Consider the following 22,971-nt stretch of genomic DNA (forward strand, 5'->3'; position numbering starts at 1 on the left):
AGCGCCGTCGCCGGTTTCTCGACTTCGCTCGAAACGAACGGTGGAGGAGCGCGTCCTCCCGTCGACGATTACGAAAGCGCCGCCTTCACCGCGGCACTCGCCTTGCTCATATCGAGCGTCGTCGCATGGCGCGCCTTCAGCTCGGCCATCACGCGGCCCATGTCCTTCATGCCGGTCGCCCCCAGCTCGGCCTTGATCGCCTCGATCGCCGCCGCGGTCGCGGCTTCGTCCATCTGCGTCGGCAGGAAGCGCTCGATCACCGCGACTTCGGCCGCTTCGCCATCGGCGAGCTCCTGGCGCCCGCCCTTGACGAACATCTCGATCGACTCGCGGCGCTGCTTGACCATCTTCTGCAGCACTTCGACCACCAGCGCGTCGTCATCGTCGGGCGCCTTGCCGGTACGTGCCTCGATGTCGCGATTCTTGATCGCGCTCTGGACGAGGCGGAGGGTGGCGGTGGTCGCCTTGTCGCCGCCCTTCATGGCGGTGATGAGGGCAGCCTTGATGTCGTCGCGAATCATTACGGGTCCTTTTCGTGTGGCGGAGACCCTAGCGGGTTTATCCGATCGACGCCCCGTTTATCAGATTGACCTCGGGGCCGAGCACTTCTAGTTCCCGCCCCTTAGCGACATCGACAATTAACACGGAGTGCCCGCCGCAATGGCCGACGCCTATCCTACGACCGCGTCCAAGGCTCCTGAAGGCGCCACCGGCGTGCTGGTGCTCTCCAGCGGCGAGGTCGTGTGGGGGCGTGGCTTCGGCGCGGAAGGGGCGGCCGTCGGCGAGGTGTGCTTCCACACCGCGATGACGGGCTATCAGGAGATCATGACCGATCCGAGCTTTGCCGGGCAGATGGTAACCTTCACCTTTCCGCATATCGGCAATGTCGGCGCCAATGCCGACGATATCGAGGCCGACAACCCCCACGCGCTCGGCATGATCGTGCGTGAGGACGTGACGGGCCCGAGCAACTTCCGCTCGGTGGAGCGGCTCGATGCGTGGATGGCCAAGCACGGGCGGATCGGGCTGTCGGGCGTCGATACGCGGGCGCTCACGCGGCGGATCCGTAGCGGCGGCGCGCCGAACGCGGTGATCGCACATGCGGCGGATGGTGTGTTCGATGTGCCGGCGTTGCTGGCGATGGCGCAGGCGTGGCCTGGGTTGGAGGGGATGGACCTCGCGATCGAAGTGACCACCGCGATGGATTACGGCTGGGCCGGCGGCGTGTGGAATCTGGGCGCGGGGTACGGGGAGAGCGGTGTCTCGACTTCGCTCGACACGAACGGAGAAGAGAGTGCGCCGCTCAACGCGGACGCGAGCACGTCTCTCCAGCCGTTCGTTTCGAGCGAAGTCGAGAAACCTGCACCCAAGCGCCCCCACGTCGTCGCGATCGATTACGGCTCCAAGCGCAACATCTTCCGCAATCTCGTCGCCGCCGGCGCCGACGTCTCGGTCGTCCCCGCCGGCGCGACCTTCGACGAAGTGATGGCGCTCGAGCCCGACGGCATCTTCCTGTCGAACGGCCCCGGCGACCCCGCCGCGACCGGCATCTATGCCGTGCCGGTGATCCGCCAGCTGCTCGAGACCGGCAAGCCGCTGTTCGGCATTTGCCTCGGCCATCAGCTGCTCGGCCTCGCGGTCGGCGCGACCACCACCAAGATGTTCCAGGGCCATCGCGGCGCCAACCATCCGGTGCAGCGCCTGAGCGACGGCGCAGTCGAGATCACCTCGATGAATCACGGCTTCGCGGTCGAGCGCGCGAGCCTGCCGGCGAGCGTGCGCGAGACGCACGTCTCGCTGTTCGACGGCTCGAACGCCGGCCTGGAGCTGACCGACCGGCCCGCGTTCAGCGTGCAATATCACCCCGAAGCGAGCCCCGGCCCGCAGGACAGCCTGTATCTGTTCGAGAAGTTCGTGGGGATGTTGGGTTGACCTTAGAGCTTCTTTCCGTTGCGTCGGCTTTGGCTCTCCTAGCGGGTGGAACTTCGGATTCGGACCGAGCTTCTCTTCAACGAGAGCTGAACCGCATCGACGTTACCTGCACTCTCGGCGAATCAATGAAGCTTCGCGCGGTTTCATCGAGTCTCGCAACGATCGACTTCGCCGACGGACCGAATTTTCCGGGAGCGAACAGCCCCAAAGTTCGGTGCGTCGCGGCGGAAATACAGAAACTTCACGGCGTGACACTCGGTTTTATTGGAACCGAGCAATACGATAAAAGTGACGGAGCCAAATGATGACCCTCCCAGACGTCGATCCCGCCCGGCTCGAAGAAGAATGGAGCGCCGACAAGGAGGTGCTCGCCAGCCTCGCCGAGAATGGCGACCGCTCCGACATCGTCCGCGCCGTGGACGTGAGCTTCCGCGGGTCCGAGCCGGCGCTTGACCGGCTTGAAGAGGATGCCGAGGAGCTCGGCTTCGAAGTGATCGAGCGCGAAGAGGATGAGGAGGGCGAAATCTCGCTCTTCCTCGGCTGCGAGCAGACTTCGGACGAGGCCGCGATCCGCGCGCTGACTAAGCGCTGCCTGCAGATCGAACTGATCTACGACGTGGAATATGACGGCTGGGGTTGCACCGCCGAAACCGGACTGATGAGCTGACATGCCAAAACGCACCGACATCACCACCATTCTCGTCATCGGCGCAGGCCCGATCGTCATCGGCCAGGCGTGCGAGTTCGATTATTCGGGCACGCAGGCGATCAAGGCGCTGCGCGAGGAGGGCTATCGCATCGTCCTCGTGAATTCGAACCCGGCGACGATCATGACCGACCCCGAGCTGGTCGGCTGGAGCGAGGCCGAGGGCGCGACCTATATCGAGCCGATCACGCCCGAGATCGTGGCGAAGATCATCGCCAAGGAAGTCGCCGCGCGCCCGAACGACGTGATGGCGCTGCTGCCGACGATGGGCGGGCAGACCGCGCTCAACACCGCGCTCGCTTTGTTCAACGACGGCACGCTCGCGAAATACAATGTCGAGATGATCGGCGCCGATGCCGAGGCGATCGACAAGGCCGAGGACCGGCTGAAGTTCAAGGATGCGATGACCAAGATCGGTCTCGAAAGCGCGCGATCGGCGATCGCGCACACCGTCGAGGAAGCGCTAGCCGGGTTGGAGCGCACCGGGCTGCCCGCAATCATCCGGCCGAGCTTCACGATGGGCGGATCGGGCGGCGGCATCGCCTATAATCGCGAGGAATTCCTCAACATCGTGCGCAGCGGGCTCGACCTTTCGCCGACCACCGAAGTGCTGATCGAGGAATCGCTGATCGGCTGGAAGGAATATGAGATGGAAGTCGTGCGCGACCGCGCCGACAATTGCATCATCATTTGTTCGATTGAGAATGTCGATCCGATGGGCGTCCATACGGGCGATTCGATCACCGTCGCGCCCGCGCTGACGCTGACCGACAAGGAATATCAGATCATGCGCAACGCGAGCATCGCGTGCCTGCGCGAGATCGGCGTCGAGACCGGGGGCTCGAACGTGCAGTTCGCGGTCAACCCCAAGGACGGGCGCTTGATCGTGATCGAGATGAACCCGCGCGTGTCGCGCTCCTCGGCGCTGGCGTCGAAGGCGACGGGCTTCCCGATCGCCAAGGTCGCCGCCAAGCTCGCGGTCGGCTACACGCTCGACGAGATCACCAACGACATTACCGGCGCGACGCCGGCGTCGTTCGAACCGACGATCGATTACGTCGTCACCAAGATCCCCCGGTTTGCGTTCGAGAAGTTCAAGGGCGCCGAAGCCGTGCTGTCGACCGCGATGAAGTCGGTCGGCGAAGTGATGGCGATCGGCCGCAACATCCATGAATCGATGCAGAAGGCACTCCGCGGGCTCGAGACGGGTCTCTCGGGCTTCAACATCGTCGACCGCCTCGCCGGTGCGCCGCGCGAGGAGATCGAGGCGGCGCTGTCGATCGCGACCCCCGACCGGCTGCTCGTCGCGGCGCAGGCGCTGCGCGAGGGTTTCTCGGTTGCCGAGGTGCACGCGCTCGCCAAATACGACCCGTGGTTCCTCGAGCGGATCGCCGAGATCGTTGCGGCCGAGAATGAGGTCTGCACCGATGGTCTGCCGCGCGATGCGGCGGGGATGCGGCGCTTGAAGGCGATGGGCTTCAGCGACAAGCGCCTCGCCTTCCTCGCGCTGCAATCGGCGAATTTGCGCGAGCGCGGCACTGCGCGCGGCGGGCTGATCCACGACGTCGTCCAGATGATGACTGGCGGCACGACCGAGGCCGAGGTGCGCGCGGCGCGCCACAAGCTCGGCGTGCGCCCGGTATTCAAGCGGATCGACACCTGCGCGGCCGAGTTCGACGCCAAGACGCCCTATATGTATTCGACCTACGAAGCGCCGAGCTTCGGCGAACCCGAATGCGAGAGCCAGCCGACCGATCGCAAGAAGGTCGTCATCCTCGGCGGCGGTCCGAACCGGATCGGGCAGGGGATCGAGTTCGACTATTGCTGCTGCCATGCGTGCTTCGCGCTGGGCGACGCGGGCTATGAGACGATCATGGTCAACTGCAACCCCGAGACGGTGTCGACCGATTACGACACCTCCGACCGCTTGTATTTCGAGCCGCTGACCGCCGAGGACGTGCTCGAGATCCTGCACGTCGAGATGTCGAACGGGACGCTCCACGGCGTGATCGTGCAGTTCGGCGGGCAGACCCCGCTCAACCTCGCGCAAGCGCTGCAGGATGCCGGGATCCCGATCCTCGGCACCAGCCCCGACGCGATCGATCTCGCCGAGGATCGCGAGCGGTTCGCCGCCCTCATCAACAAGCTCGGCCTGCGCCAGCCCGCCAACGGCCTCGCGCGCAGCCGCGAGGAGGCGATCGTCGCTGCCGAGCGGATCGGCTATCCCGTGCTGATGCGCCCGAGCTACGTGCTCGGCGGCCGCGCGATGGAGATCGTCGACGGGCGTCCGCAGCTCGAGGAATATATCCAGACCGCGGTGCAGGTGTCGGGCGAATCGCCCGTGCTCATCGACCAGTATCTGCGCGACGCGATCGAGGTCGATGTCGATGCGATCTCTGACGGCACCGACGTGACGGTCGCCGGCGTGCTCCAGCATATCGAGGAAGCCGGCGTCCATTCGGGGGACAGCGCCTGCTCGATCCCGCCTTACTCGCTCTCGCCTGAGATCATCGCTGAGATCGAGCGGCAGACCGTCGCGCTCGCCAAGGCGTTGTCGGTGGTCGGGCTGATGAACATCCAGTTCGCGGTGAAGGATGGGCTGGTCTACCTCATCGAGGTCAACCCGCGCGCCTCGCGCACCGTGCCGTTCGTCGCGAAAGCGATCGGCGCACCGATCGCCAAGATCGCCGCGCGCGTGATGGCGGGCGAGAAGCTCGCCGACTTGCCCAAGATCGACCGCCACATCGACTATTACGCGGTCAAGGAAGCCGTCTTCCCGTTCAACCGCTTCCCCGGTGTCGATCCTGTCCTGTCACCCGAAATGAAGAGCACGGGCGAAGTGATGGGAATCGATCCCGATTTCACGCTCGCCTTTGCCAAGTCGCAATTGGGGGCAGGGACCGTCCTGCCCAAGGCCGGCGCGCTGTTCGTCAGCGTCAAGGACGGCGACAAGCCGGTCATCCTGCCGGGCGTGCGCGCGCTCTCGGCGCATGGCTTCACCATCGTCGCGACCGGAGGGACCGCGGATTACCTGACCGAAAACGGCGTTACGGTCGAGCGCGTCAACAAGGTGGCGCAGGGGCGGCCGCACATCGTCGACCGGATCAAGGATGGCGGAATCGACCTGATCTTCAACACCACCGAGGGGTGGCAGAGCCTCAAGGACAGCTCGCCGATCCGCGGCTCGGCGCTCGCGCAGAAGATTCCGTACTTCACCACGGCGCCGGCAAGCGTCGAGGCGGCACAGGCAATCGTCGCGCTTTCGACACGCAGCCTTGAAGTACGGCCGCTGCAATCCTATTATTCGCACTCGCACAAGTAATTCCCCACATCATAACATCGTGCGGGCGGGCCCAGGGCGGGTCGGCCAACCGGGGAATTTTGAAGACGAAGGACGAAGAGGGATGGCTACCGTCGAAAAGATGCCGATGCTGCAAGAGGGTCATGACCGGCTCAATGCGGATCTGAAACGGCTTAAGGCGGAGCGTCCGACCATCGTCGACGCGATCGAGGAAGCGCGTGCGCACGGCGATCTCTCGGAGAACGCCGAATATCACGCCGCCAAGGAGCGCCAGGGTCAGATCGAAGCCTCGATCAGCGACATCGAGGACAAGCTTGCGCGCGCGCAGGTCATCGATCCCAAGGATCTGTCGGGCGACAAGGTGGTCTTCGGCGCGACCGTGACGTTGCTCGACGAGGACGACAAGCCGGTCAAATATCAGATCGTCGGCCAGACCGAGGCCGACGCCAAGGGCGGTCGGATCTCGTACAATTCGCCGCTGGGCCGCGCGCTGATCGGGCGCAAGCTCGAGGACGAGGTCGAAGTGACGGTGCCGTCGGGCGACCGCTACTACGTCGTCTCGAAGATCGAATTTATCTGATTATCTCCCTCTCCCGCTTGCGGGAGAGGGGTAGACGCCGAAGGCGGCGCGGGGTGAGGGCAGTGCTGTTCGCATACAGCCCTCACCCGACCTCGCTGCGCTCGGCCACCCTCTCCCGCAGGCGGGAGAGGGGATTTGCTCACGCCCCCGGCGCAAGCAGATCCGGCTGCAGCAGGCGGTGCAAATGCACCACGACATACTTCATCTCGGCGTCGTCGACCGTCCGCTGCGCGGCCGCGCGCCAGGCCTTTTCGGCGCTGGCATAATCCGGAAACACCCCGACGATATCGATCGACGACAGATCGTCGAAATCGAGCGTGCGCGGATCAGCGACGCGGCCGCCGAAGACGAGGTGGAGCTTGCTCATGTGCGGTTTCCCGAAATAAAAAGGCGTGGTTCGCGACGTCCTAGTCGCGAACCACGCCTTCGGGAACCGTAGAGGCGGGATTATTCGCCCGTTGGCGCCTTTTTGGCCGCCGACGTGTCGTTGGCGGCGGTCAGCGCGGCGAGCGCTGCGGTCGAGATCGCCTTGATCACGCCCTCGAGGATACGCGAGGCTTGATCGCGCGCCGAATCACGCGACAGGCCGAGCACGCCGAGCTCGGACTTCGCGGTATCCTTCGCCGCATCGACAGCGCCGTATGCGGTGTTGCTCAGCCGCTGGCCGACCGTTGAGAGCAAGCGCGCCTCCTGCGCGGTGCGCGGGACGAACGCCGCGACGATCGCGCCGAGCGCGATCCCGCCGACGAGCGCCGACATCGGATTGGCTTCGATCCCGCTTGCGGCCTTGCCGGTCAGATCGCGCACCGAAGCGGTCGTCGTGTCGAGCGCATGGCTCGCACTCGCGCGTACCGACTCGACGCTCGTCGGCTTGCTCGAGGATGTGGCGTGGGGGTGGGCATCTTTCATCGCTGGGATCCTCTGTGTCATGGGGTGGCGAGCGATTAACTCTCGCGCTTTGAAGCGGTTGTGCGACGGAGCAGCTTTGCGATCGGTCCGCGCGCGAGGAACAGGCCGAGCAGCCCGAGCCCGACACCGACCGGCACCGGCTGGCGCTTGGCGGTATCGACCGCGACCGCCATCGCTTCCATGCCGCGCTCCTTGATCGTGTCGGCGACATCCTGCGCCATCACTTGCGGGCTGGCCTTGTGCTGCAACGCGCTGACCGTCGTCGACAGTCGGGCGCGTGCCGCATCCGCGCGGGCCTGGGCCAGCGCGACTTTCGGATCGAGACCGGTCATGCGATCGTCTCCGCAGATCCGAAGATCCGCTTGAAGTGGCGGGTCGCGAGGAACCCGAGCAAGCCGGCGAGCGCGAGCGGAATACCAGCCACGATCGCGGTTGCCGCGACCGGCCCGATCAGCGGCGTCAGGATCATCAGCAAGCCGACGACCAGCGCGGTCGAGCCAAGGCTCGCGAGCAGCAGCGCGACCACGATCAGCACGACGCCGCTCTTGGCCTGGCCGACCTTTGCGCCGACCTTGGCCTTCTGCAGGTCGATCTCACTGCGCACGACGTCCTGCGCGTCGCAGACGACGCGGGAGAGCAGGGTGGCGATCCCTTCGTCCGCCACCACGCCCGAACTAGCTATGTCCTTCATCGGTGCCCCCGAAACGCTTGCGCTCAAGCCTTGTCGTCACGATCGGCGGCGAGCCCGGCCTGCAACAGGCGGACGAGCACGAAACCGACCGCCGCTGCGGTGCCGATCGCAACCGCCGGGCTCTTCTGGACGAAGTCACGCGCGTCCTCGATCAGATCGTCGAGCTGCTTGGCCTTGAGGCCTTCGGAGAAGTCCGAGACCTTGGTCGCGGCGGTACGGGCATAGGCGCCGTATTGCTCGCCGAGCTTTTCGTCGACCGTGCCCGCAGCATCGTTGATCATCTTGACGACTTCATCGAGTGCACCGCCAGCGCGGGCCTTGGCGTCCTCGGCATAGCTCTTCGCGCGATCGACGGCTTCCTTGCCGATCTTGCTCGCGCTGTCCTTCAACAGCTGCGACGCAGTCGAGGTCGCCTTGACGGCCTCGTCGGTCGCGGTCTTCGCGGCGTCCTTGGCTGCGTCGAGATGGTCGTGTGCAGTGGTGGAATCGGAGGTGGTAGCCATGACAAGCGCCCTTCGTTGGAATATCGAAACAAGATAACCGGTCAGCGTATCCGCCGGTTCCATCAGATCCACGCGAATTGCCGCGGCGCGTGATAGCCGGTAGAGGCACGCGCGAACCGCTCGTCCATATCGTTAGAAGGATCGTTCCGTGACCGCAATCATCGACATTCATGCCCGCACGATCCTCGACAGTCGCGGCAATCCGACCGTCGAAGTCGATGTGATGCTCGAAGATGGCAGCTTCGGCCGCGCCGCGGTGCCGTCGGGCGCCTCGACCGGCGCACACGAAGCGGTCGAGAAGCGCGACGGCGACAAGAGCCGCTGGGGCGGCAAGGGCGTCGAGGACGCGATCGACGGCGTGAATGGCGAGATCGCCGACGCGGTGATGGGCCTCGAGGCCGAGGATCAGCGCGAAATCGACCAGGTGATGATCGAACTCGACGGGACCGAGAACAAGAGCCGTCTCGGCGCGAACGCAATCCTCGGCGTCAGCCTCGCGGTCGCCAAGGCCGCGGCGGATGCGCGCACGTTGCCGCTCTATCGCTATGTCGGCGGTGTTTCGGCGCATGTCCTGCCGGTGCCGATGATGAACATCATCAACGGCGGCGAGCATGCCGACAACCCGATCGACTTCCAGGAATTCATGATCGTCCCGGTCGGCGCGACCTCGATGATCGAGGCGGTGCGCTGCGGGTCGGAAATCTTCCATACGCTCAAGAAGGCGCTGCACGACAAGGGTCTGGCGACGTCGGTCGGCGACGAAGGCGGCTTTGCGCCCAACATCGCCTCGACCAACGAAGCGATCGAATTCATCCTGCGCTCGATCGAAACCGCGGGCTACACGCCGGGCGACGACGTGATGCTGGCGCTCGATTGCGCCGCGACCGAGTTCTACAAGAACGGCAAGTATGAGATTTCGGGCGAGGGCAAGAGCCTCTCCAGCCACGAAATGGCCGAATATCTTGCCGACCTGACGCGCCGCTACCCGATTTTTTCGATCGAGGACGGTATGGGCGAAGACGATTGGGAGGGCTGGAAAGCACTTACCGACATGGTCGGCGACAAGGTCCAGCTGGTCGGCGACGACCTTTTCGTGACCAATCCGAAGCGCTTGAAGCAGGGCATCGAGACTCGCACGGCGAACTCGCTGCTAGTCAAGGTGAACCAGATCGGTACGCTCACCGAAACGCTCGAAGCCGTATCGATGGCGCAACGAGCGGGCTATACCGCCGTCATGTCGCACCGCTCGGGCGAGACCGAGGACTCGACAATCGCCGATCTGGCTGTCGCGACCAATTGCGGGCAGATCAAGACGGGGAGCCTCGCGCGCTCCGACCGGCTTGCAAAGTACAACCAGCTGATCCGCATCGAGGAGGAGCTCGAGGGGGCTGGCGTCTATGCCGGTCGCTCCATCCTGCGTGCTTAACATGAGGTAAATACGGGCTTGATCCACGAGTCGCGATGAGTCAGAGTCGCGACCGTGGTCAAGAAACGTTCAACCCTCCGCCCGATGCTGCGCCGCGCGATTGCGCCGGCGGCTTTGCTGATCGTCGGTATCTTCTTCGGGGGGTATGCGATCTTCGGGCCGAACGGCGCGCTGGCCTATGGCGATATCGAGCGGCAGTTGGCGGTCAAGCAGCGCGAACTCGCGATGCTCGACCGCAATCGCACCGAATTGAAGAACCGCGTCGAGCTGCTCGATCCGCGGCATGCCGATCCCGATCTGGTTGATGAGCTTGCGCGCAAGGATCTTGGCGTGGCGCATCAGGACGAAGTGATCGTCCCGCTCGACAAGTAGCGCTGCCCTAAAGCCCCTCCCCGAAAGGGAAGGGGCTTTCGTTCGCCGCAGCCGCTTATTTCCCCAAGAACGTCAGCAGGTCGTTGGTGAAGCGATCGCTCTCGGTGATCGTCAGGCCGTGCGGCGCGCCGTCATATTCGACCAACTGCGAGCCCGAAATCCCCTTGGCTGCCTGACGCCCGGTCGCATCGATCGGGACGGTCTGGTCGCTCGTGCCGTGGACGATCAGCGTCGGGACGCGGAACGCCGGCAGATCGCCACGGAAGTCGGTGTGGCCGAACGACTGCGCGCAGGCGAGGATCGGCTTGAGCCCGGCAAGGTTGGTCTGGCCCCACGCCCAGTCCACGGTCTCGCTGCTCACCGGCGACGAGATGAAGCCCATGCCGAGGAACTGCTTGAGGAAAGTCTGGAAGAAGCCGTAGCGATCCTTCTTGATGCCTTCGCCGATGCTGGCGAGCTGGTCCTCGGGAACGCCGTGCGGGTTATCTTCGGTCTTGAGCATGTACGGCACGACCGAGGCGATCAGGCCCGCAGCGACGACGCCCTTGCCCTCGTGGCGCGTCATGTAGCGGGCGACTTCGCCGCCGCCCATCGAGAAGCCGACGAGCGTCGCATCCTCGGTCGCGCCGGTCTGCTCGAGCACTTCGGCGAGATCGTCGGTCAACGTGTCGTAATCATAGCCGGTCCACGGCTGGCTCGACCGCCCGAAGCCGCGGCGGTCATAGGCGATCGCGCGGAAACCGGCGTCCGCGAGCGCCATCGCCTGTGCGTCCCAGCTGTCCGAGCTAAGCGGCCAGCCGTGGATCAGGACGACCGGGCGGCCGCTGCCCCAATCCTTGACGTAGAGATCGGTACCATCGCGAGTCTTGATATACGGCATCGGGGCGCTCCTTGAGATGTCGCTAGGCTCAACGATGGCAGACGCTCGGCGTTCCGCAGGGGTGGCGCGATCGGCCACAAGCTGCCAGCTTCGCGCGACCAACGAATCAAAGGATGGGTATGCGCAAGGGTTTGCTGGCGGGGATTGCGGGTCTGGCGTTGATGTCGTGTTCGGCGCAGTCGGCCGAGCCACGGGGCACGATGGCGCCGCTCGCCGCATTGCCGACGACCGACTGGAAGAGCTTCCGCGACACCTTCATCGAGGATTGGTTCAAGATCTCGCCCGCCGATGCGGTCTATCAGGGACGGCATGATTTCGACGGGGGCTTGGGCGACTGGACGCCGGGCGGGCTCAAGCGGCAGGGCGATTTCTTCCGCGAGGCGATCGCCAAGGCCAAGGCGTTCGACGCGACCAAGCTGACCAAGGACGAGGCGTTCGAGCGCGACTATCTGGTGGTGGTCGCCTCGGGCAAACTGTTCTGGCTCGAGGATGCCGATTTCCCGCACAAGAACCCGGCCTGGTACGTAAATGCCGGTCTCGACCCCAACGTCTATATCGCGCGCCATTACACCGATGCGCCGACGCGGATGCGCGCGATGGTCACCTTCCTGCGCAAGATCCCCGACGCGACCGCGCAGATCAAGGCCAACCTCAAGACGCCGATGCCGCTGAGCTACGTCAATTTCGGCGTCGCGGCGTTCAACGGTTTCGGCGATTACTACACCGGCGATGCGAAGAAGGCCTTCGCCGAGGTGAAGAGCCCGGCGCTGCAGGAGGAGTTCGACAAGGCCGCCGCCGCCGCGTCGAAGGCGATGCACGATCTCGGCGCGTGGGTGGAGAGCCAGCGCGGCACCGCGACGCAGGACTTCGCGCTCGGGCCCGATCGCTTTTCGCGGATGGTCAAGCTGACCGAAGGCGTCGACGTGCCGCTCGCCACGCTCGAGGCGGCGGGCAAGGCCGATCTGCTCCGCAACCAGAAGGCGCTCGCCGAGGCGTGTGCGACCTACGCTCCCGGCGCGACGATCCCGGCGTGCATGGCGAAGATGAACGCCAACAAGCCCGCCAATAACGACCCCGTCGCAGAAGCGCGCAAGCAGATCCCCGAACTGCGCGCGTTCGTCACCGCCAACCAGATCGTGACGATCCCCGACCAGGAACAGGCATTGGTCGAGGAGAGCCCGCCGTATAACCGCCAGAACAGCGCGTATATCGATCCGCCTGGGCCGTTCGAGAAGGGCATTCCCTCGGTCTATTACATCTCTCCGCCAGACCCGGCGTGGAGCAAGGCCGAGCAGGACGGGTTCATCCCCGGCAAGATGGATCTGCTGTTCACCACGGTGCACGAAGTGATGCCGGGGCATTTCCTGCAGTTCCGCCATGCCAACGCCTCGCCGTCAATCTTCGGGCGGTTGTTCGTCGGTTATGCCTTTGCCGAGGGCTGGGCGCATTATTCCGAGGAAATGATGTGGGAGGCCGGGCTCCATAAGGGGGATGCGGAAACGCATATCGGCCAGCTGTCGAACGCGCTGCTGCGCAATTGCCGCTATCTCTCGTCGATCGGGATGCACACCGGAACGATGACGCAAGCCGACTCGCTGAAAATGTTCCAGGAGCAATGCTATCAGGACGCGGGCAACGCGCGGCAGCAATCGGCCCGCGGGACGTATGATCCGGCCTATCTCAACTACACGATGGGCAAGCTGATGATCCGCAAGCTGCGCGCCGACTGGACCGCTCAGCATGGCGGCCGCGCGAGCTGGAAGGCGTTCCACGACCAGTTCCTGCGCTATGGTGGTCCGCCGATCCCCTTGGTGCGCCAGGCGATGCTTGGGGGCGACGGGAAGGCGGTGTTCTGATCTCTGCGGTCCCCGGCGAAGGCCGGGGCCCAGTTGCGATGGCCGTCCTCGATGGAGAGGCGCCCGCCATTGCCACCTTCGTTACTGGGCCCCGGCCTTCGCCGGGCTGCGGTCACGGTTCAGCGCGCCTGCTTGAGCGTCGGCACTTCGTCGGCAACTTCGGCCGCCTGCGGATTGCGGATCGACGGGCGCAGTCGCGCGACGCTGCACAGCCCGGCGATCAGCGCCAGTGCGACCGACACCAAGGGCGGCACGAACCCTTCGCCGACGCCCAGCGCGAGCAGCAGCGCGACGACGGTCGCCCCCGTCGTCTGCCCGGCAAGCCGCACCGTCGACACCAGGCCGCCTGCCGCCGCGGCGCGCTCGCGCGGGGCCGAGCCGACCACCAGCCGCGCATTGGGCGGCAGGAACAGCCCGAACCCCGATCCGCACAGCGCCATCCGCCACGCCACGTCGAAATAGCTCGGATCGGCGGGCAGAGCCGCGAGCAACAGCAGCGCGCAGATCGACACCACCATCCCGATCCCGCCGAGGATCCCCGCCGGGATGCGGTCCGACAGAAACCCCGACAGTGGCGCGACGACCATGTTGGTCAGCGGCCACGGCGCGATCGCCGCCCCGATCGCCGCTGCACTAAACCCCAGCGCATGCAGCCGGAACGGCGTCGAGATCAGCAGCGTCATCGACGCGGTGAAGGCCGTGAACCCGCCGATCGCCGACAAGGCCAGCACCGGCCGCGCGAGCAGGTCGATCGGCAGGATCGGGTCGGTCTCGCCTTTCTCGCGCCGCACGAAAAAATATCCGATCACGATGCCGAGCAGGACGATCGCGCCCGATACCACCGGGCTGTCGCCATGCACCATCGTCTCGAGCCCGCCGATGATCAGCCCGAACATCGCCGCGCACATCACCGCGCCGATGACGTCGAAGGTCGTCGCGCGGGGCTTGGGGGCGGGGATCGCGCTGCCGAGCGCGAGGCTGGCGATCGCGAACGGGATCGCGCTGGCGAACACCCACGGCCACGGCGCGACCGATAGCACCAGTCCGCCGATCGTCGGCGCAGCGGCCGCCGAGCTCGTTACGACGACCGAGTTGATCCCGAGCCCGCGGCCGAGTTGATTGGCGGGGTAGATTTGCCGGATCAGCGCCGAGGCGACGCTCAGCACGCCCGCCGCGCCGATCGCCTGGACGGCGCGGACGAGCAGCAGGAACGGCAGGCTCTTGGCAAAGAAGCACAGCAAGGTCGCGACGGTGAAGACCAACTGCCCGCCCTGATAGATGCGCTTGAGTCCGACGCGCTCGCCCAGACCGGCAAAGGGCAGCATCAGCACCACCAGCATGACCTGGTAGATCGTGACGACCGCGACGACCGAGCTTTGGTCGACATGCAGGTCGCGCGCGATCGTCGGCAGCGCAACGTTGGCGACGCCGCCATCGATGATGACCAGCGCCGAACCGAACGACATCGCGGCGATCGCCAGATAACGGCGGGGGAGGGGGAGTCCGTCGGTCACGATGCTTTGCCTAACGTTTGGCGGCCGGGGGAAGCAAGGCGAACCGATCCGCGACGACGCGGTTCCTTCGTCCGCGCGTCGGATCGAGCATGGCGGCGGAAACTTTCGGTTTCGCGATCGTTGCTTGTTGCAGCGCACCATTTTTGGTACAGCGTTGTCACACGTTCCTTCAATCAGGCGAGTTTGCCATGTCTAACGGTCCCGTCCCAACCGTATTCGAAGCGATCGTCCGCAAGCGCTGCCTGCGTGCAACGTACAACCGCACCGATATCATGCTGGCGCCGCACATCATCTATACGCGGCATGACGATCTGTTCGTCGACGGTGTCGTGCTCGAGCGGGACGGCAGGCCGCCCAAGGAACTCAAGCTTGGCACGTTCAAGCTCGCCGGCCTCAACGGGGTCGGCCTGACCGAGCGCAATTTCGACGCCAACCCGCTCTTTGCGGCGAATGATCCGAAATATAGTGACGCCGCGCTGATGGCAGTCGAAGCCTAAGCGCGAGCCCGCGCCGCCATCGTGCGGCGCAGCACGCCGACCGCCACCAGCGCGGTGACCGCGACCGCCGCACCGGCGATCATGTCGGCGAGATAGTGGGTTCCCTCGATCGGCGTCGACAGCAGCATCGCGCCGTTCAGCACGACGACGGTCCAGCGCAACCGCGCGATCCGCCATCCTGCCGCCATGTAGAGGACCGCGCTGACGGTGTGGAAGCTCGGCGCCGAAACCAATCCGCGAAGAGCACCGAGATCGACCTCGCGCAGCATGTGGGTGCGCAGCGCCGGCAGCAGGTCGGCCTCGTACAACCCGCTCTCGGGCAGATACGGCACGGGGCCGTGCCACAGCGTCGCCAGCGGCCCGAACGCCGGGATATAGCGAAACAATACCAGCGAGATCACCGCGGCGAGCCAGAAGGTGACGAGGAAGCGGCGCGCCGCGGCGCGATTGCCGCTCACCGCATAATGGCCGAGGATCAGCGCGGGCGTGACGAAGATGCTTTGATACGCCGCCGTGCCGAGGATCTGCAGCGAGCGGTGCGAAGCGACCAGCTCGTACAAAGCCAGCCAATCAAAATGGAGCGCCTGGTCGATGCGCTGCAGCACCGCGTCGACCGAGCCGTGCGTGTCGGCGGAAAGCGGATAGGTCGCGACCGCGCCGAGCAGGCCGACCCCCATGAACAGTCCGACCGACTCGGCGAGGTCGCGCCCGATACGGTGCGCGGTGGTGGCTGGATTGCGCGTGAGGAAGCGGATCGCGGCGAGCGTCGCGAAGGCAAGACCGAACAGCAGCGTGCTCGGTGCCCATGGGTCGATCACCATCGCATCGTCGTAGAGCAAGGCGGCAACGCACAGCACGCTCAGCACAAAGCCCAGCGCGATCCAGCGACCCGGAATCAAACCGGGCTGGCGGACCGCATCGAGCCGGAGCGGTGCGGCGATTGCAAAGGGAGAAGTGGTTGGGATCGACACGGGAGACGCCTGCTTGCGAAGACGATTTTCCCGATCGTCGCCTGATGGATGGCCCTACGAAAGGGCCGATACCCACCATGGCGTGAAGACTATGTGACGTCCAGATGACATCCTGTCACGAACGACGGAACGAGCCGGGGGCGCCGCAGACGCGGCACCCCCGACCCGAGCTTAGCGGCAGACCGTCATACGGCGATGATGGCGCCATTCGGTGCGGCAACGACGATGGGTGTTCCAGCCGTTGTGGCGGCCACGGTCACCGCGCCAGTTGCGGTCGCCACGGTCGCCATGATGGCCGAAGCCGCGGTCGCCGCGCTGTTCGTAGCGGCGGTCGTCGCGATGGCCCTGCGCCGACGCAGCGGTCGTCGACACGCCGATGCCGGCGATCATGAGCCCGGCGGCGATGAGGTGGGTGATTTTCATGGAATGTCCTTTCGGCCCGATGATCGGGCGAGACCAGGACAGTACGCGCCACCGTAGCTATGGTTGCTGAATGCGTCCGTTTGGCTAGGTACAGGTTAAAGCGCGATCCCGAGCCGCGGCGCGAGCGCCAGCATCGCGAAGTACAACGCGATCGTCAGCGCGCAGCCAAGCCCGAGCGCGGGCCAGAAGCCGATCCCGGCGCGCAGCAATGCGGGGATGACGAGGAACATCGGCAGCGACGGCAGGATGAACCAGAACGTCGCCTGGACGTGCGCCGCCATGTTGCTGGCATCGGGCTTCTCCCCCCACAGCCACAGCATCCCGAGCACCGAGACGAGCGGCAGCGACGCGATCAGCGCCCCGAAACCCGGGTAGCGTTTGGCGAGCGTCGAGGCGAGCGCGATCAGGATTCCCGAGATCAGCGCCTTCAGGGTGAGGAACAGCATTGCGGCGTTATGCGACGCTCGACGGGTTTACGCCAGCGATCGCCGCACGCGTTACTTGCCCACCCAGTCGGCGATCTCGGCGGCGACTTGATTGGCCGCGGTGTTGAGCGCCTGGCCAACGGGGGCCGCAGCGATCGCCGTCACCGGCACGCGCGCTTCGAAGCGGCGCTTCTCGACGACCTTGCCGCTCGTGCGGATCAGCGACCCGTCAAAGGTCACGACGGCCTGGTTGGTCGCGGCATCGACGCCGAAATTGCGCAATTCGCCCGAGAGGACTGCGCCGGGGTCCGAAAAGGACTGTGCGCTGCTGAGCACGATCCGCCCGGTCCGCGCCGGAACGGTGTCGATCAGCAGCCGCACGAACATCCGGTTTGGCGGTTCGACCCACTGCGCGTTGGTGACATAGGCGATCGACGTCTCGCTCGCCTGGACGGGCACGCGCGTGCCGGCAATTGCCTGCGCCGCGCCGGGGACGAGGATCGTGATCGTCGGCGAGGTCGCCGAGGATTGCGTCTGCCCGGCGGGAACGCTCACTGCCGAGGTCAGCGACAGCAGCGAGGGCGGGGGCTTCGCGCCGAAGCTGATGCAGCCCGCGAGCGGGACGGCGACGAGGAGCGCCAGCAGCGTCTTGGAGCGGATCATGGTCACTGTCCCTTTCCGGGCTTGTAATCAGGCAATTTCGGCTGGCCGATCAGCGAGGTCGCGCCGCCGCGGTCGAGCTTTTCGGCAACCGAGGTCAGCGCCTGCGACATCTGGCGCAGATCGTGGACGAGCTGGCCGACCTCGGGGATCGTCTGCTTCGAGAACGCCTGCAGCCCCGGCCGTGCATCGCCGATCGCGGCGTCGAGCGTTTCCATGCTGTGCTGCGCCGATGCGATCGTCTTGTTGAGGTTGCCCATGATCGGATGGATATCCTCCTTGAGCATCCCGTTGGTGGTCTGTGCCAGCACTGCGAACTGATCGGCGGCGGCACCGGCCTTCTGGATCGCGGTGCGCGTCTCGGCGAGCGTCGCGGCGATTTCGGGCCCGCGATCGGCGAGCGCCGCGGTCAGCTTGTTGGTATTGGCGAGGATACCCGCGATCGACTGCTGGTTCTTGTCCGACAGCATGTCCGACAGCCGCTCGGTCAGCGTCGAGATCCGCTCGAGCAGCTGCGGCGCCGAGCTCAGCAACGCGCCGAGGCCACCGGGCTTGGTCGGAATCGTGGGCACCCCGTTGGGGCAATCGCTCAGCGGGTTCTCGACCGGGCAGGCGATCGCCGGCGCACCCTTGATCGCGCCGTCGAGCTGCACCGTGCTCGTGCCGGTGAAGCTGCCCTGCAGCGTGGCGGTGGTGCCGACGAGGATCGGCACGTCGGGATTGACGCTGATGCGCACGCGGACGAGCTGGGGATCGGGCTTCCACAGCGTGATCTCCTTGACCTGCCCCGACGGCACGCCCGAGAAGGCGACCGCCGACCCTTTCGCCAGGCCGTCGACCGACTGCTTGAAGAAGATGTCATATTCCTTGTCGGTCGCGGTGCCCCAGCGCGCGATCCAGACGAGGAACAGCAGCATGACGGCGAGCAGGATCAGCACGACGCTGCCGACCAGCACATGGTTCGAGCGGGTTTCCATCAGCTTGTGCCCTCAGCTTTCGCCACGTCTTTGTTATGCTGGATCGTCGCGGTCGCGGCGCGACCACGCGGTCCCTTGAAATATTCCTGGATCCACGGATGGTCCAGTGCGAGCAATTCGTCGATCGTCCCGACCGCGATCACCTTCTTGTCGGCAAGCACCGCGACGCGGTCGCAAATCGCGTACAGCGTGTCGAGATCGTGCGTGATCAGGAACACCGTCAGCCCGAGCGTCTTCTGCAGCGAAGCGATCAACTCGTCGAACGCCGCCGCGCCGATCGGATCGAGCCCCGCGGTCGGCTCGTCGAGGAACAGCAGTTCGGGGTCCATCGCCAGCGCGCGGGCGAGCCCGGCGCGCTTGCGCATCCCGCCCGACAGTTCGGCAGGGAATTTGGGACCGGCATCGGCGGGCAGGCCCGTCATCACGACCTTATAGGCGGCGATTTCATCGAGCAGCGCCGGATCGAGCCCGGGATAGAATTCGCGCAGCGGCACCTGGACGTTCTCGGCAACGGTCAGCGTCGAGAACAGCGCACCGCCCTGGAACAGCACGCCCCAGCGCTTGGTCAGGTTGGTGAGCTCGGTTTCCTCGCGCTCGATCGTCGATTCGCCAAACACCTCGATTTCGCCCGCCATCGGGGTCTGCAGCCCGATGATCGAACGCATCAGCACCGATTTGCCGGTGCCCGACCCGCCGACCACGCCGAAGATCTCGCCGCGCCGGACGCTCAGATCGAGCCCGTCATGGACGATCTGCTCGCCAAAGCCGTTCTTGAGGCCGCGCACGACGATGACGTCGTCGCCCTGCTTTTTGTCGTCGCGTTCGGTCTGCGTCATATCCAGCCGATCGAAGTGAAGAAGACCGCGAAGAACGCATCGATCACGATCACGAGGAAGATCGCCTGGACGACGGCGGCGGTGGTCCGCGTGCCGACCTGTTCGGCGTCGCTCTCGACCAGCATCCCCTGGAAGCAGCCCGCGACCGCGATGATCAGCCCGAACACCGGCGCCTTGACCAGCCCGACATAGAGGTCGGTGATCGGCACGACTTCGCGCAACCGCTGGATGAAGGTCACCGGCGGAATGCCGAGCGTGATCCAGCACAGCAGCCCGCCGCCGATGATCGTCACGATCGAGGCGTACATGCCGAGCAGCGGCATCATGATGACGGTCGCGAGCACGCGCGGCAGCACCAGCGCCTCCATTGGCGAGACGCCGATCGTGCGCATCGCATCGACTTCCTCGGTCAGCTTCATCGTGCCGATCTGCGCGGCGAACGCCGAGCCCGAACGGCCGGCGACCATGATCGCGGTCATCAGCACGCCGAGCTCGCGCAGCGTGATTCGCCCGACCAGGTTGATCGTGAGGAATTCGGCGCCGAACTGCTGCAGCTGCACCGCGCCCTGCTGCGCAATGACGATCCCGATCAGGAAGCTCATCAGCCCGACAATCGCGAGCGCGTTGACGCCGACGACTTCGAAGCGCTGGACGACAGCGTTGAAGCGGAAGCGCTTGGGATGCGTCACGACGTGCCAGAAGGCGATCAGCGTCGCGCCCAGGAACCCGAGCAGCCCGTACAGCGTGTGCCCGGTCGTCACGACGGCATCGCCGATCTCGCCCACCATCCGCGTGAACGAGCCCGCAGTGGCGGGGCGCATCGCGACGGGCTGATCGGCCGCGGCGACTTGCGCGAGCAAATGTTCGCCATCGGCATCGAGGCCGGTGATCTCGGCATCGTGTTCGGCGGCAAAACGGTGGACGAGCCACGCCCCAACGGTATCGATTCGCTCGATTTCACTGAGATCGACGCTCGACACCGTGCCGTCGAAAGCGCGCAGGCGCTCGGGCAAGTCACCGATATTCGCCAAGGAAAGGCTACCGGTGAAGCGAACGACGTCGGTATCGTTGGAGAAGGCGGCCATTTCGGTCATCTGACGCCTTCTCTGCTGCAATCGGGCTGGATCGGCAAGGCTCCTGCGGCGTATGGCGCGTAAATGCATCACTTTGCCGTCTACGATATGGACAAGACGATTACCTACGCGCCGACCTGGACATCGTTCCTCGTGCGGACCGCCGCGGTCGAAGCACCGTGGCGGCTGGCCTTGCTGCCGGTCGCGGCGGGGGCGACGCTTGGGTATGTGTTCGGGCTGCTGTCGCGCGCCCGATTGAAGGAAATCACGCACGCGCTGCTGCTCGGGCGGGCGATCCCCGAGGCGACGGTCGCGCGCGCCGCGGCGCGGTTTGCCGATCGCATCGTCGAGTCGGGCATCTATTCGGGCGCGATCACGCAGATCGCCGAGGACCGCGCGGCGGGGAACCGCATCGTGATGGCGACCGCGTCCTATGGTTTCTATGCCGCGGCGATCGCCGAGCGGCTCGGTTTCGAGGCGGTGATCGCGACGGGGGTGGTGCGCGAGCACGGCATGATTCGCGCGCAGATCGCGGGCGAGAATTGCTATGGCCGCGCCAAGCTCGCGATGCTCGAGGCGTGGATGGCGGGGCAGGGGATTGCGCGCGGCGATGCCGTGGTGCGCTTCTATTCGGACCATGTCTCCGACGAGCCGTCGCTCGAATGGGCCGACGTCGCGATCGCGGTCAATCCGCACACGCAATTGCGCGCGATGGCGTGGTCGCGCGGCTGGCGAGTCGAGGATTGGCCGAAGTGAAGCCCGCGACCGATGGCGCAGCACAGGGAAAGTCGATGACCGAGCCAAGCGCGTGGGACGGCGAGATCGTCCGCAAGTGGCTCGAAAGCCGCTTTGCCGCTGCGCGCAGCGAGCAAGCCTCTGCCGATCGGCAGGGGCGTTCCGCCGAGGGCGATTTCGACAAGGCCGCCGCCGAGGAGTTCGTCTGTCGCGCCGCGATGGTGCACGGCGCGACCGACGATCAGGCGAAGTTCGCCGATCGGCTCAAGGCGCTGCTCGATCAGGACGAGTATCGCCACGCCGGCGCGCATGACGACCGCCGCTTCGAACGCGAGGTCCGCTCCTATCTCCGCAAGCTGATCAAGATGACCAAGGCGAATAGCGGCTTCGAAAACCGGCTGCGCTATCAGTGAGCGCCGCGCGGCGCGCGCTCACAGCGTCACGTCGACCGCGTGGATCACCAACCCGACCAGCCCGCCGACGAGCGTGCCGTTGACGCGAATATATTGCAGGTCGCGGCCGACGGCGTTTTCGAGCCGCCGCGTGATCGTGCCGGCATCCCAGCCCTGGATCGTTTCGGACACCAGCCGGACGATCGCGTCGCCATAATCCGCCGCCATGCCGACGACGGTGCGGCGCACGAAGCGGTTGATCGTGCGGCGCAGCTTGGGATCGGTCTGCAACGTGCCGCCCAATTGGCGCAAAGCGTCGCCGACCGGGCCGGCGAGCAGCTTGTCGGGATTGCGCGCGATCCGCAGCATCCCGCCGCGCGCTTGTTCCCACAGCCCGTCGAGCCAGCGCTGCATTGCAGGATTGTCGATGATCTCGCCCTTCACCGCGGCGACGCGCGCGCGCATCTCGGGATCGTGGACGAGATCGTGCGCGAGCGTCGCGAGCGCTTCCTCGGCCTTGGCGCGCAAGGGGTGGTCGGGATCCTCCGCAATGCCCGTCAGCAGCCCGTTGAGCCCGTCGATGATCTTGGTGGCGAGCGTCTCGTCGAGCCCGGTCCAGCGCATCACCGTGCCCGCGCGATCCGACACCATCTGGCGGATCACTTGTTCGTTCGCGGCGAGCAGGCGTGCGCCCCACTTCACGATCCCGTCGAGCAGCGGCAAATGCCGGTCCTCCGCCATCGCCGCGGTCAGCGCCTGGCCGAGCAGGGGCGAGACATCGAGCGCGCGTAGCCGCGCGCCGATCCCGGCCTTGACCATCCCGCCGAGCCGTTGCTGGTCGAACGCTTCGAGCATGTGCGTCGCGAGTCCCGCCGCGCCGCGCCGGATGCGACCGTCGCCGCCGGGCGGATTGGCGAGCCAGCGCCCCGCCGCACCCGCGACATCGACACGCCGCATCCGCCGCGCGACGACGCCCGGGATGAGGAAATTGTCGCGCAGGAAGGCGGCGAGCGTCGTGCCGATACGATCCTTGTTGCGCGGGATGATCGCGGTGTGCGGGATCGGCAGGCCGAGCGGATGGCGGAACAGCGCGGTCACCGCGAACCAGTCGGCAAGCCCGCCGACCATCGCCGCCTCGGCAAACGCGCGCACGAAGCCGAGCGCGGGATAGGTCGGCGCATAGGCACGCGTGACGAGGAAGGTGATGGCCATCACGACCAGCAACCCTCCGGCGATCCAGCGCATCCGGACGAGGCCGGCGGGCGGGGCTTCGGAAGCGCGAGGGGGGCGGGTACGTCTCATGCCGCGACCA

The 22,971-nt window shown here is 65.9% G+C and carries 26 protein-coding genes; 10 read left to right on the forward strand and 16 right to left on the reverse strand.

Going from position 1 to position 22,971, the window contains the following annotated elements:
- Positions 1 to 68 precede the first annotated feature (68 nt).
- Positions 69 to 521, reverse strand: a complete 453-nt coding sequence (locus IE187_RS14420) for a GatB/YqeY domain-containing protein (protein ID WP_133187261.1) — start codon at positions 519 to 521, stop codon at positions 69 to 71.
- A 139-nt stretch (positions 522 to 660) separates the two neighbouring features.
- Between IE187_RS14420 and carA the strand changes: the two genes are divergently transcribed.
- The 4 genes from carA to greA all read left to right on the forward strand — a co-directional run bounded on the left by carA (position 661) and on the right by greA (position 6,519).
- Positions 661 to 1,932, forward strand: a complete 1,272-nt coding sequence (carA, locus tag IE187_RS14425; protein ID WP_189676821.1) for a glutamine-hydrolyzing carbamoyl-phosphate synthase small subunit — start codon at positions 661 to 663, stop codon at positions 1,930 to 1,932.
- A gap of 304 nt (positions 1,933 to 2,236) precedes the next feature.
- Positions 2,237 to 2,599 carry a ribonuclease E inhibitor RraB gene (locus IE187_RS14430; RefSeq protein ID WP_133187267.1) on the forward strand — a complete coding sequence of 121 codons (363 nt, stop codon included), beginning with the start codon at positions 2,237 to 2,239 and terminating at the stop codon, positions 2,597 to 2,599.
- Position 2,600: 1 nt separating this feature from the next.
- Positions 2,601 to 5,960: a carbamoyl-phosphate synthase large subunit gene (gene carB / locus IE187_RS14435; RefSeq protein WP_189676822.1), complete on the forward strand. Its 3,360-nt coding sequence runs from the start codon at positions 2,601 to 2,603 to the stop codon at positions 5,958 to 5,960.
- 82 nt (positions 5,961 to 6,042) lie between these two features.
- On the forward strand, positions 6,043 to 6,519 hold the full coding sequence (greA, locus tag IE187_RS14440; protein ID WP_133187271.1) for a transcription elongation factor GreA: 477 nt from the start codon (positions 6,043 to 6,045) through the stop codon (positions 6,517 to 6,519).
- Between the two features lie 139 nt (positions 6,520 to 6,658).
- Here greA and IE187_RS14445 read toward each other — a convergent pair whose 3' ends face one another.
- The 5 genes from IE187_RS14445 to IE187_RS14465 all read right to left on the reverse strand — a co-directional run bounded on the left by IE187_RS14445 (position 6,659) and on the right by IE187_RS14465 (position 8,622).
- Positions 6,659 to 6,886: a DUF4170 domain-containing protein gene (locus tag IE187_RS14445; protein WP_133187273.1), complete on the reverse strand. Its 228-nt coding sequence runs from the start codon at positions 6,884 to 6,886 to the stop codon at positions 6,659 to 6,661.
- An 80-nt stretch (positions 6,887 to 6,966) separates the two neighbouring features.
- The gene (locus tag IE187_RS14450) at positions 6,967 to 7,428 is read right to left on the reverse strand and encodes a hypothetical protein (RefSeq protein WP_229839421.1); all 462 of its coding nucleotides are present in this window, start codon (positions 7,426 to 7,428) and stop codon (positions 6,967 to 6,969) included.
- A 35-nt stretch (positions 7,429 to 7,463) separates the two neighbouring features.
- The gene (locus IE187_RS14455) at positions 7,464 to 7,760 is read right to left on the reverse strand and encodes a DUF3618 domain-containing protein (RefSeq protein ID WP_189676824.1); all 297 of its coding nucleotides are present in this window, start codon (positions 7,758 to 7,760) and stop codon (positions 7,464 to 7,466) included.
- Positions 7,757 to 8,119, reverse strand: a complete 363-nt coding sequence (locus tag IE187_RS14460) for a phage holin family protein (RefSeq protein WP_229839422.1) — start codon at positions 8,117 to 8,119, stop codon at positions 7,757 to 7,759. Before IE187_RS14460 ends, IE187_RS14455 begins: the two co-directional genes overlap by 4 nt.
- A gap of 23 nt (positions 8,120 to 8,142) precedes the next feature.
- Positions 8,143 to 8,622, reverse strand: a complete 480-nt coding sequence (locus tag IE187_RS14465) for a hypothetical protein (RefSeq protein WP_189676825.1) — start codon at positions 8,620 to 8,622, stop codon at positions 8,143 to 8,145.
- Positions 8,623 to 8,770: 148 nt separating this feature from the next.
- Between IE187_RS14465 and eno the strand changes: the two genes are divergently transcribed.
- Positions 8,771 to 10,048, forward strand: coding sequence for a phosphopyruvate hydratase (gene eno, locus IE187_RS14470; protein ID WP_189676826.1), 1,278 nt, complete (start codon positions 8,771 to 8,773; stop codon positions 10,046 to 10,048).
- Positions 10,049 to 10,132: 84 nt separating this feature from the next.
- The gene (locus IE187_RS14475; RefSeq protein ID WP_133187283.1) at positions 10,133 to 10,420 is read left to right on the forward strand and encodes an FtsB family cell division protein; all 288 of its coding nucleotides are present in this window, start codon (positions 10,133 to 10,135) and stop codon (positions 10,418 to 10,420) included.
- Between the two features lie 55 nt (positions 10,421 to 10,475).
- Here IE187_RS14475 and IE187_RS14480 read toward each other — a convergent pair whose 3' ends face one another.
- Entirely contained in the window at positions 10,476 to 11,300 is an 825-nt protein-coding gene (locus tag IE187_RS14480; RefSeq protein ID WP_189676827.1) for an alpha/beta fold hydrolase, read from the reverse strand.
- A gap of 119 nt (positions 11,301 to 11,419) precedes the next feature.
- Between IE187_RS14480 and IE187_RS14485 the strand changes: the two genes are divergently transcribed.
- Complete coding sequence (locus IE187_RS14485; protein ID WP_133187287.1) at positions 11,420 to 13,156, forward strand: DUF885 domain-containing protein; 1,737 nt, start codon at positions 11,420 to 11,422, stop codon at positions 13,154 to 13,156.
- A gap of 119 nt (positions 13,157 to 13,275) precedes the next feature.
- Here IE187_RS14485 and IE187_RS14490 read toward each other — a convergent pair whose 3' ends face one another.
- Positions 13,276 to 14,670, reverse strand: a complete 1,395-nt coding sequence (locus IE187_RS14490) for an MFS transporter (protein ID WP_189676828.1) — start codon at positions 14,668 to 14,670, stop codon at positions 13,276 to 13,278.
- A 188-nt stretch (positions 14,671 to 14,858) separates the two neighbouring features.
- Here IE187_RS14490 and IE187_RS14495 point away from each other — a divergent pair, with 188 nt between their 5' ends.
- On the forward strand, positions 14,859 to 15,167 hold the full coding sequence (locus tag IE187_RS14495) for a hypothetical protein (protein ID WP_189676829.1): 309 nt from the start codon (positions 14,859 to 14,861) through the stop codon (positions 15,165 to 15,167).
- On the opposite strand, the gene IE187_RS14500 is transcribed toward IE187_RS14495, so the two are convergent.
- The 7 genes from IE187_RS14500 to IE187_RS14530 all read right to left on the reverse strand — a co-directional run bounded on the left by IE187_RS14500 (position 15,164) and on the right by IE187_RS14530 (position 20,553).
- On the reverse strand, positions 15,164 to 16,138 hold the full coding sequence (locus IE187_RS14500; protein WP_229839423.1) for a phosphatase PAP2 family protein: 975 nt from the start codon (positions 16,136 to 16,138) through the stop codon (positions 15,164 to 15,166). The two genes, IE187_RS14495 and IE187_RS14500, sit on opposite strands and share 4 nt — an antisense overlap.
- A 171-nt stretch (positions 16,139 to 16,309) precedes the next feature.
- Positions 16,310 to 16,561, reverse strand: coding sequence for a hypothetical protein (locus tag IE187_RS14505; protein ID WP_189676830.1), 252 nt, complete (start codon positions 16,559 to 16,561; stop codon positions 16,310 to 16,312).
- Between the two features lie 95 nt (positions 16,562 to 16,656).
- Entirely contained in the window at positions 16,657 to 17,007 is a 351-nt protein-coding gene (locus IE187_RS14510; RefSeq protein ID WP_189676831.1) for a DUF3147 family protein, read from the reverse strand.
- Between the two features lie 51 nt (positions 17,008 to 17,058).
- Positions 17,059 to 17,655, reverse strand: a complete 597-nt coding sequence (locus IE187_RS14515) for an ABC-type transport auxiliary lipoprotein family protein (protein ID WP_189676832.1) — start codon at positions 17,653 to 17,655, stop codon at positions 17,059 to 17,061.
- Positions 17,652 to 18,623: an MlaD family protein gene (locus IE187_RS14520; RefSeq protein ID WP_189676833.1), complete on the reverse strand. Its 972-nt coding sequence runs from the start codon at positions 18,621 to 18,623 to the stop codon at positions 17,652 to 17,654. The genes IE187_RS14515 and IE187_RS14520 overlap by 4 nt, the downstream gene beginning before the upstream one ends.
- Positions 18,623 to 19,459, reverse strand: a complete 837-nt coding sequence (locus IE187_RS14525) for an ABC transporter ATP-binding protein (protein ID WP_189676834.1) — start codon at positions 19,457 to 19,459, stop codon at positions 18,623 to 18,625. Before IE187_RS14525 ends, IE187_RS14520 begins: the two co-directional genes overlap by 1 nt.
- Positions 19,456 to 20,553 carry an ABC transporter permease gene (locus IE187_RS14530; RefSeq protein WP_133187303.1) on the reverse strand — a complete coding sequence of 366 codons (1,098 nt, stop codon included), beginning with the start codon at positions 20,551 to 20,553 and terminating at the stop codon, positions 19,456 to 19,458. The genes IE187_RS14525 and IE187_RS14530 overlap by 4 nt, the downstream gene beginning before the upstream one ends.
- 63 nt (positions 20,554 to 20,616) lie before the next feature.
- Between IE187_RS14530 and IE187_RS14535 the strand changes: the two genes are divergently transcribed.
- Positions 20,617 to 21,288: an HAD family hydrolase gene (locus tag IE187_RS14535; protein ID WP_189676835.1), complete on the forward strand. Its 672-nt coding sequence runs from the start codon at positions 20,617 to 20,619 to the stop codon at positions 21,286 to 21,288.
- 35 nt (positions 21,289 to 21,323) lie between these two features.
- A complete protein-coding gene (locus tag IE187_RS14540; protein WP_189676836.1) occupies positions 21,324 to 21,680 on the forward strand; it encodes a hypothetical protein in 357 nt (118 codons plus the stop codon).
- Positions 21,681 to 21,698: 18 nt separating this feature from the next.
- On the opposite strand, the gene IE187_RS14545 is transcribed toward IE187_RS14540, so the two are convergent.
- The gene (locus tag IE187_RS14545; protein WP_189676837.1) at positions 21,699 to 22,961 is read right to left on the reverse strand and encodes a DUF445 domain-containing protein; all 1,263 of its coding nucleotides are present in this window, start codon (positions 22,959 to 22,961) and stop codon (positions 21,699 to 21,701) included.
- Between the last annotated feature and the right edge of the window lie 10 nt (positions 22,962 to 22,971).

Source organism: Sphingomonas glacialis, assembly GCF_014653575.1.
GTDB lineage: Bacteria > Pseudomonadota > Alphaproteobacteria > Sphingomonadales > Sphingomonadaceae > Sphingomonas > Sphingomonas glacialis.

What these genes read in the sequence shown, in the direction of transcription:
- IE187_RS14420 (WP_133187261.1), bottom strand. Translation starts at nt 521, where the DNA reads ATGATTCGCGACGACATCAAGGCTGCCCTCATCACCGCCATGAAGGGC.
- carA (WP_189676821.1), top strand. Translation starts at nt 661, where the DNA reads ATGGCCGACGCCTATCCTACGACCGCGTCCAAGGCTCCTGAAGGCGCC.
- IE187_RS14430 (WP_133187267.1), top strand. Translation starts at nt 2,237, where the DNA reads ATGACCCTCCCAGACGTCGATCCCGCCCGGCTCGAAGAAGAATGGAGC.
- carB (WP_189676822.1), top strand. Translation starts at nt 2,601, where the DNA reads ATGCCAAAACGCACCGACATCACCACCATTCTCGTCATCGGCGCAGGC.
- greA (WP_133187271.1), top strand. Translation starts at nt 6,043, where the DNA reads ATGGCTACCGTCGAAAAGATGCCGATGCTGCAAGAGGGTCATGACCGG.
- IE187_RS14445 (WP_133187273.1), bottom strand. Translation starts at nt 6,886, where the DNA reads ATGAGCAAGCTCCACCTCGTCTTCGGCGGCCGCGTCGCTGATCCGCGC.
- IE187_RS14450 (WP_229839421.1), bottom strand. Translation starts at nt 7,428, where the DNA reads ATGAAAGATGCCCACCCCCACGCCACATCCTCGAGCAAGCCGACGAGC.
- IE187_RS14455 (WP_189676824.1), bottom strand. Translation starts at nt 7,760, where the DNA reads ATGACCGGTCTCGATCCGAAAGTCGCGCTGGCCCAGGCCCGCGCGGAT.
- IE187_RS14460 (WP_229839422.1), bottom strand. Translation starts at nt 8,119, where the DNA reads ATGAAGGACATAGCTAGTTCGGGCGTGGTGGCGGACGAAGGGATCGCC.
- IE187_RS14465 (WP_189676825.1), bottom strand. Translation starts at nt 8,622, where the DNA reads ATGGCTACCACCTCCGATTCCACCACTGCACACGACCATCTCGACGCA.
- IE187_RS14475 (WP_133187283.1), top strand. Translation starts at nt 10,133, where the DNA reads ATGCTGCGCCGCGCGATTGCGCCGGCGGCTTTGCTGATCGTCGGTATC.
- IE187_RS14480 (WP_189676827.1), bottom strand. Translation starts at nt 11,300, where the DNA reads ATGCCGTATATCAAGACTCGCGATGGTACCGATCTCTACGTCAAGGAT.
- IE187_RS14485 (WP_133187287.1), top strand. Translation starts at nt 11,420, where the DNA reads ATGCGCAAGGGTTTGCTGGCGGGGATTGCGGGTCTGGCGTTGATGTCG.
- IE187_RS14495 (WP_189676829.1), top strand. Translation starts at nt 14,859, where the DNA reads ATGTCTAACGGTCCCGTCCCAACCGTATTCGAAGCGATCGTCCGCAAG.
- IE187_RS14505 (WP_189676830.1), bottom strand. Translation starts at nt 16,561, where the DNA reads ATGAAAATCACCCACCTCATCGCCGCCGGGCTCATGATCGCCGGCATC.
- IE187_RS14510 (WP_189676831.1), bottom strand. Translation starts at nt 17,007, where the DNA reads ATGCTGTTCCTCACCCTGAAGGCGCTGATCTCGGGAATCCTGATCGCG.
- IE187_RS14520 (WP_189676833.1), bottom strand. Translation starts at nt 18,623, where the DNA reads ATGGAAACCCGCTCGAACCATGTGCTGGTCGGCAGCGTCGTGCTGATC.
- IE187_RS14525 (WP_189676834.1), bottom strand. Translation starts at nt 19,459, where the DNA reads ATGACGCAGACCGAACGCGACGACAAAAAGCAGGGCGACGACGTCATC.
- IE187_RS14530 (WP_133187303.1), bottom strand. Translation starts at nt 20,553, where the DNA reads ATGACCGAAATGGCCGCCTTCTCCAACGATACCGACGTCGTTCGCTTC.
- IE187_RS14535 (WP_189676835.1), top strand. Translation starts at nt 20,617, where the DNA reads ATGCATCACTTTGCCGTCTACGATATGGACAAGACGATTACCTACGCG.
- IE187_RS14540 (WP_189676836.1), top strand. Translation starts at nt 21,324, where the DNA reads ATGACCGAGCCAAGCGCGTGGGACGGCGAGATCGTCCGCAAGTGGCTC.
- IE187_RS14545 (WP_189676837.1), bottom strand. Translation starts at nt 22,961, where the DNA reads ATGAGACGTACCCGCCCCCCTCGCGCTTCCGAAGCCCCGCCCGCCGGC.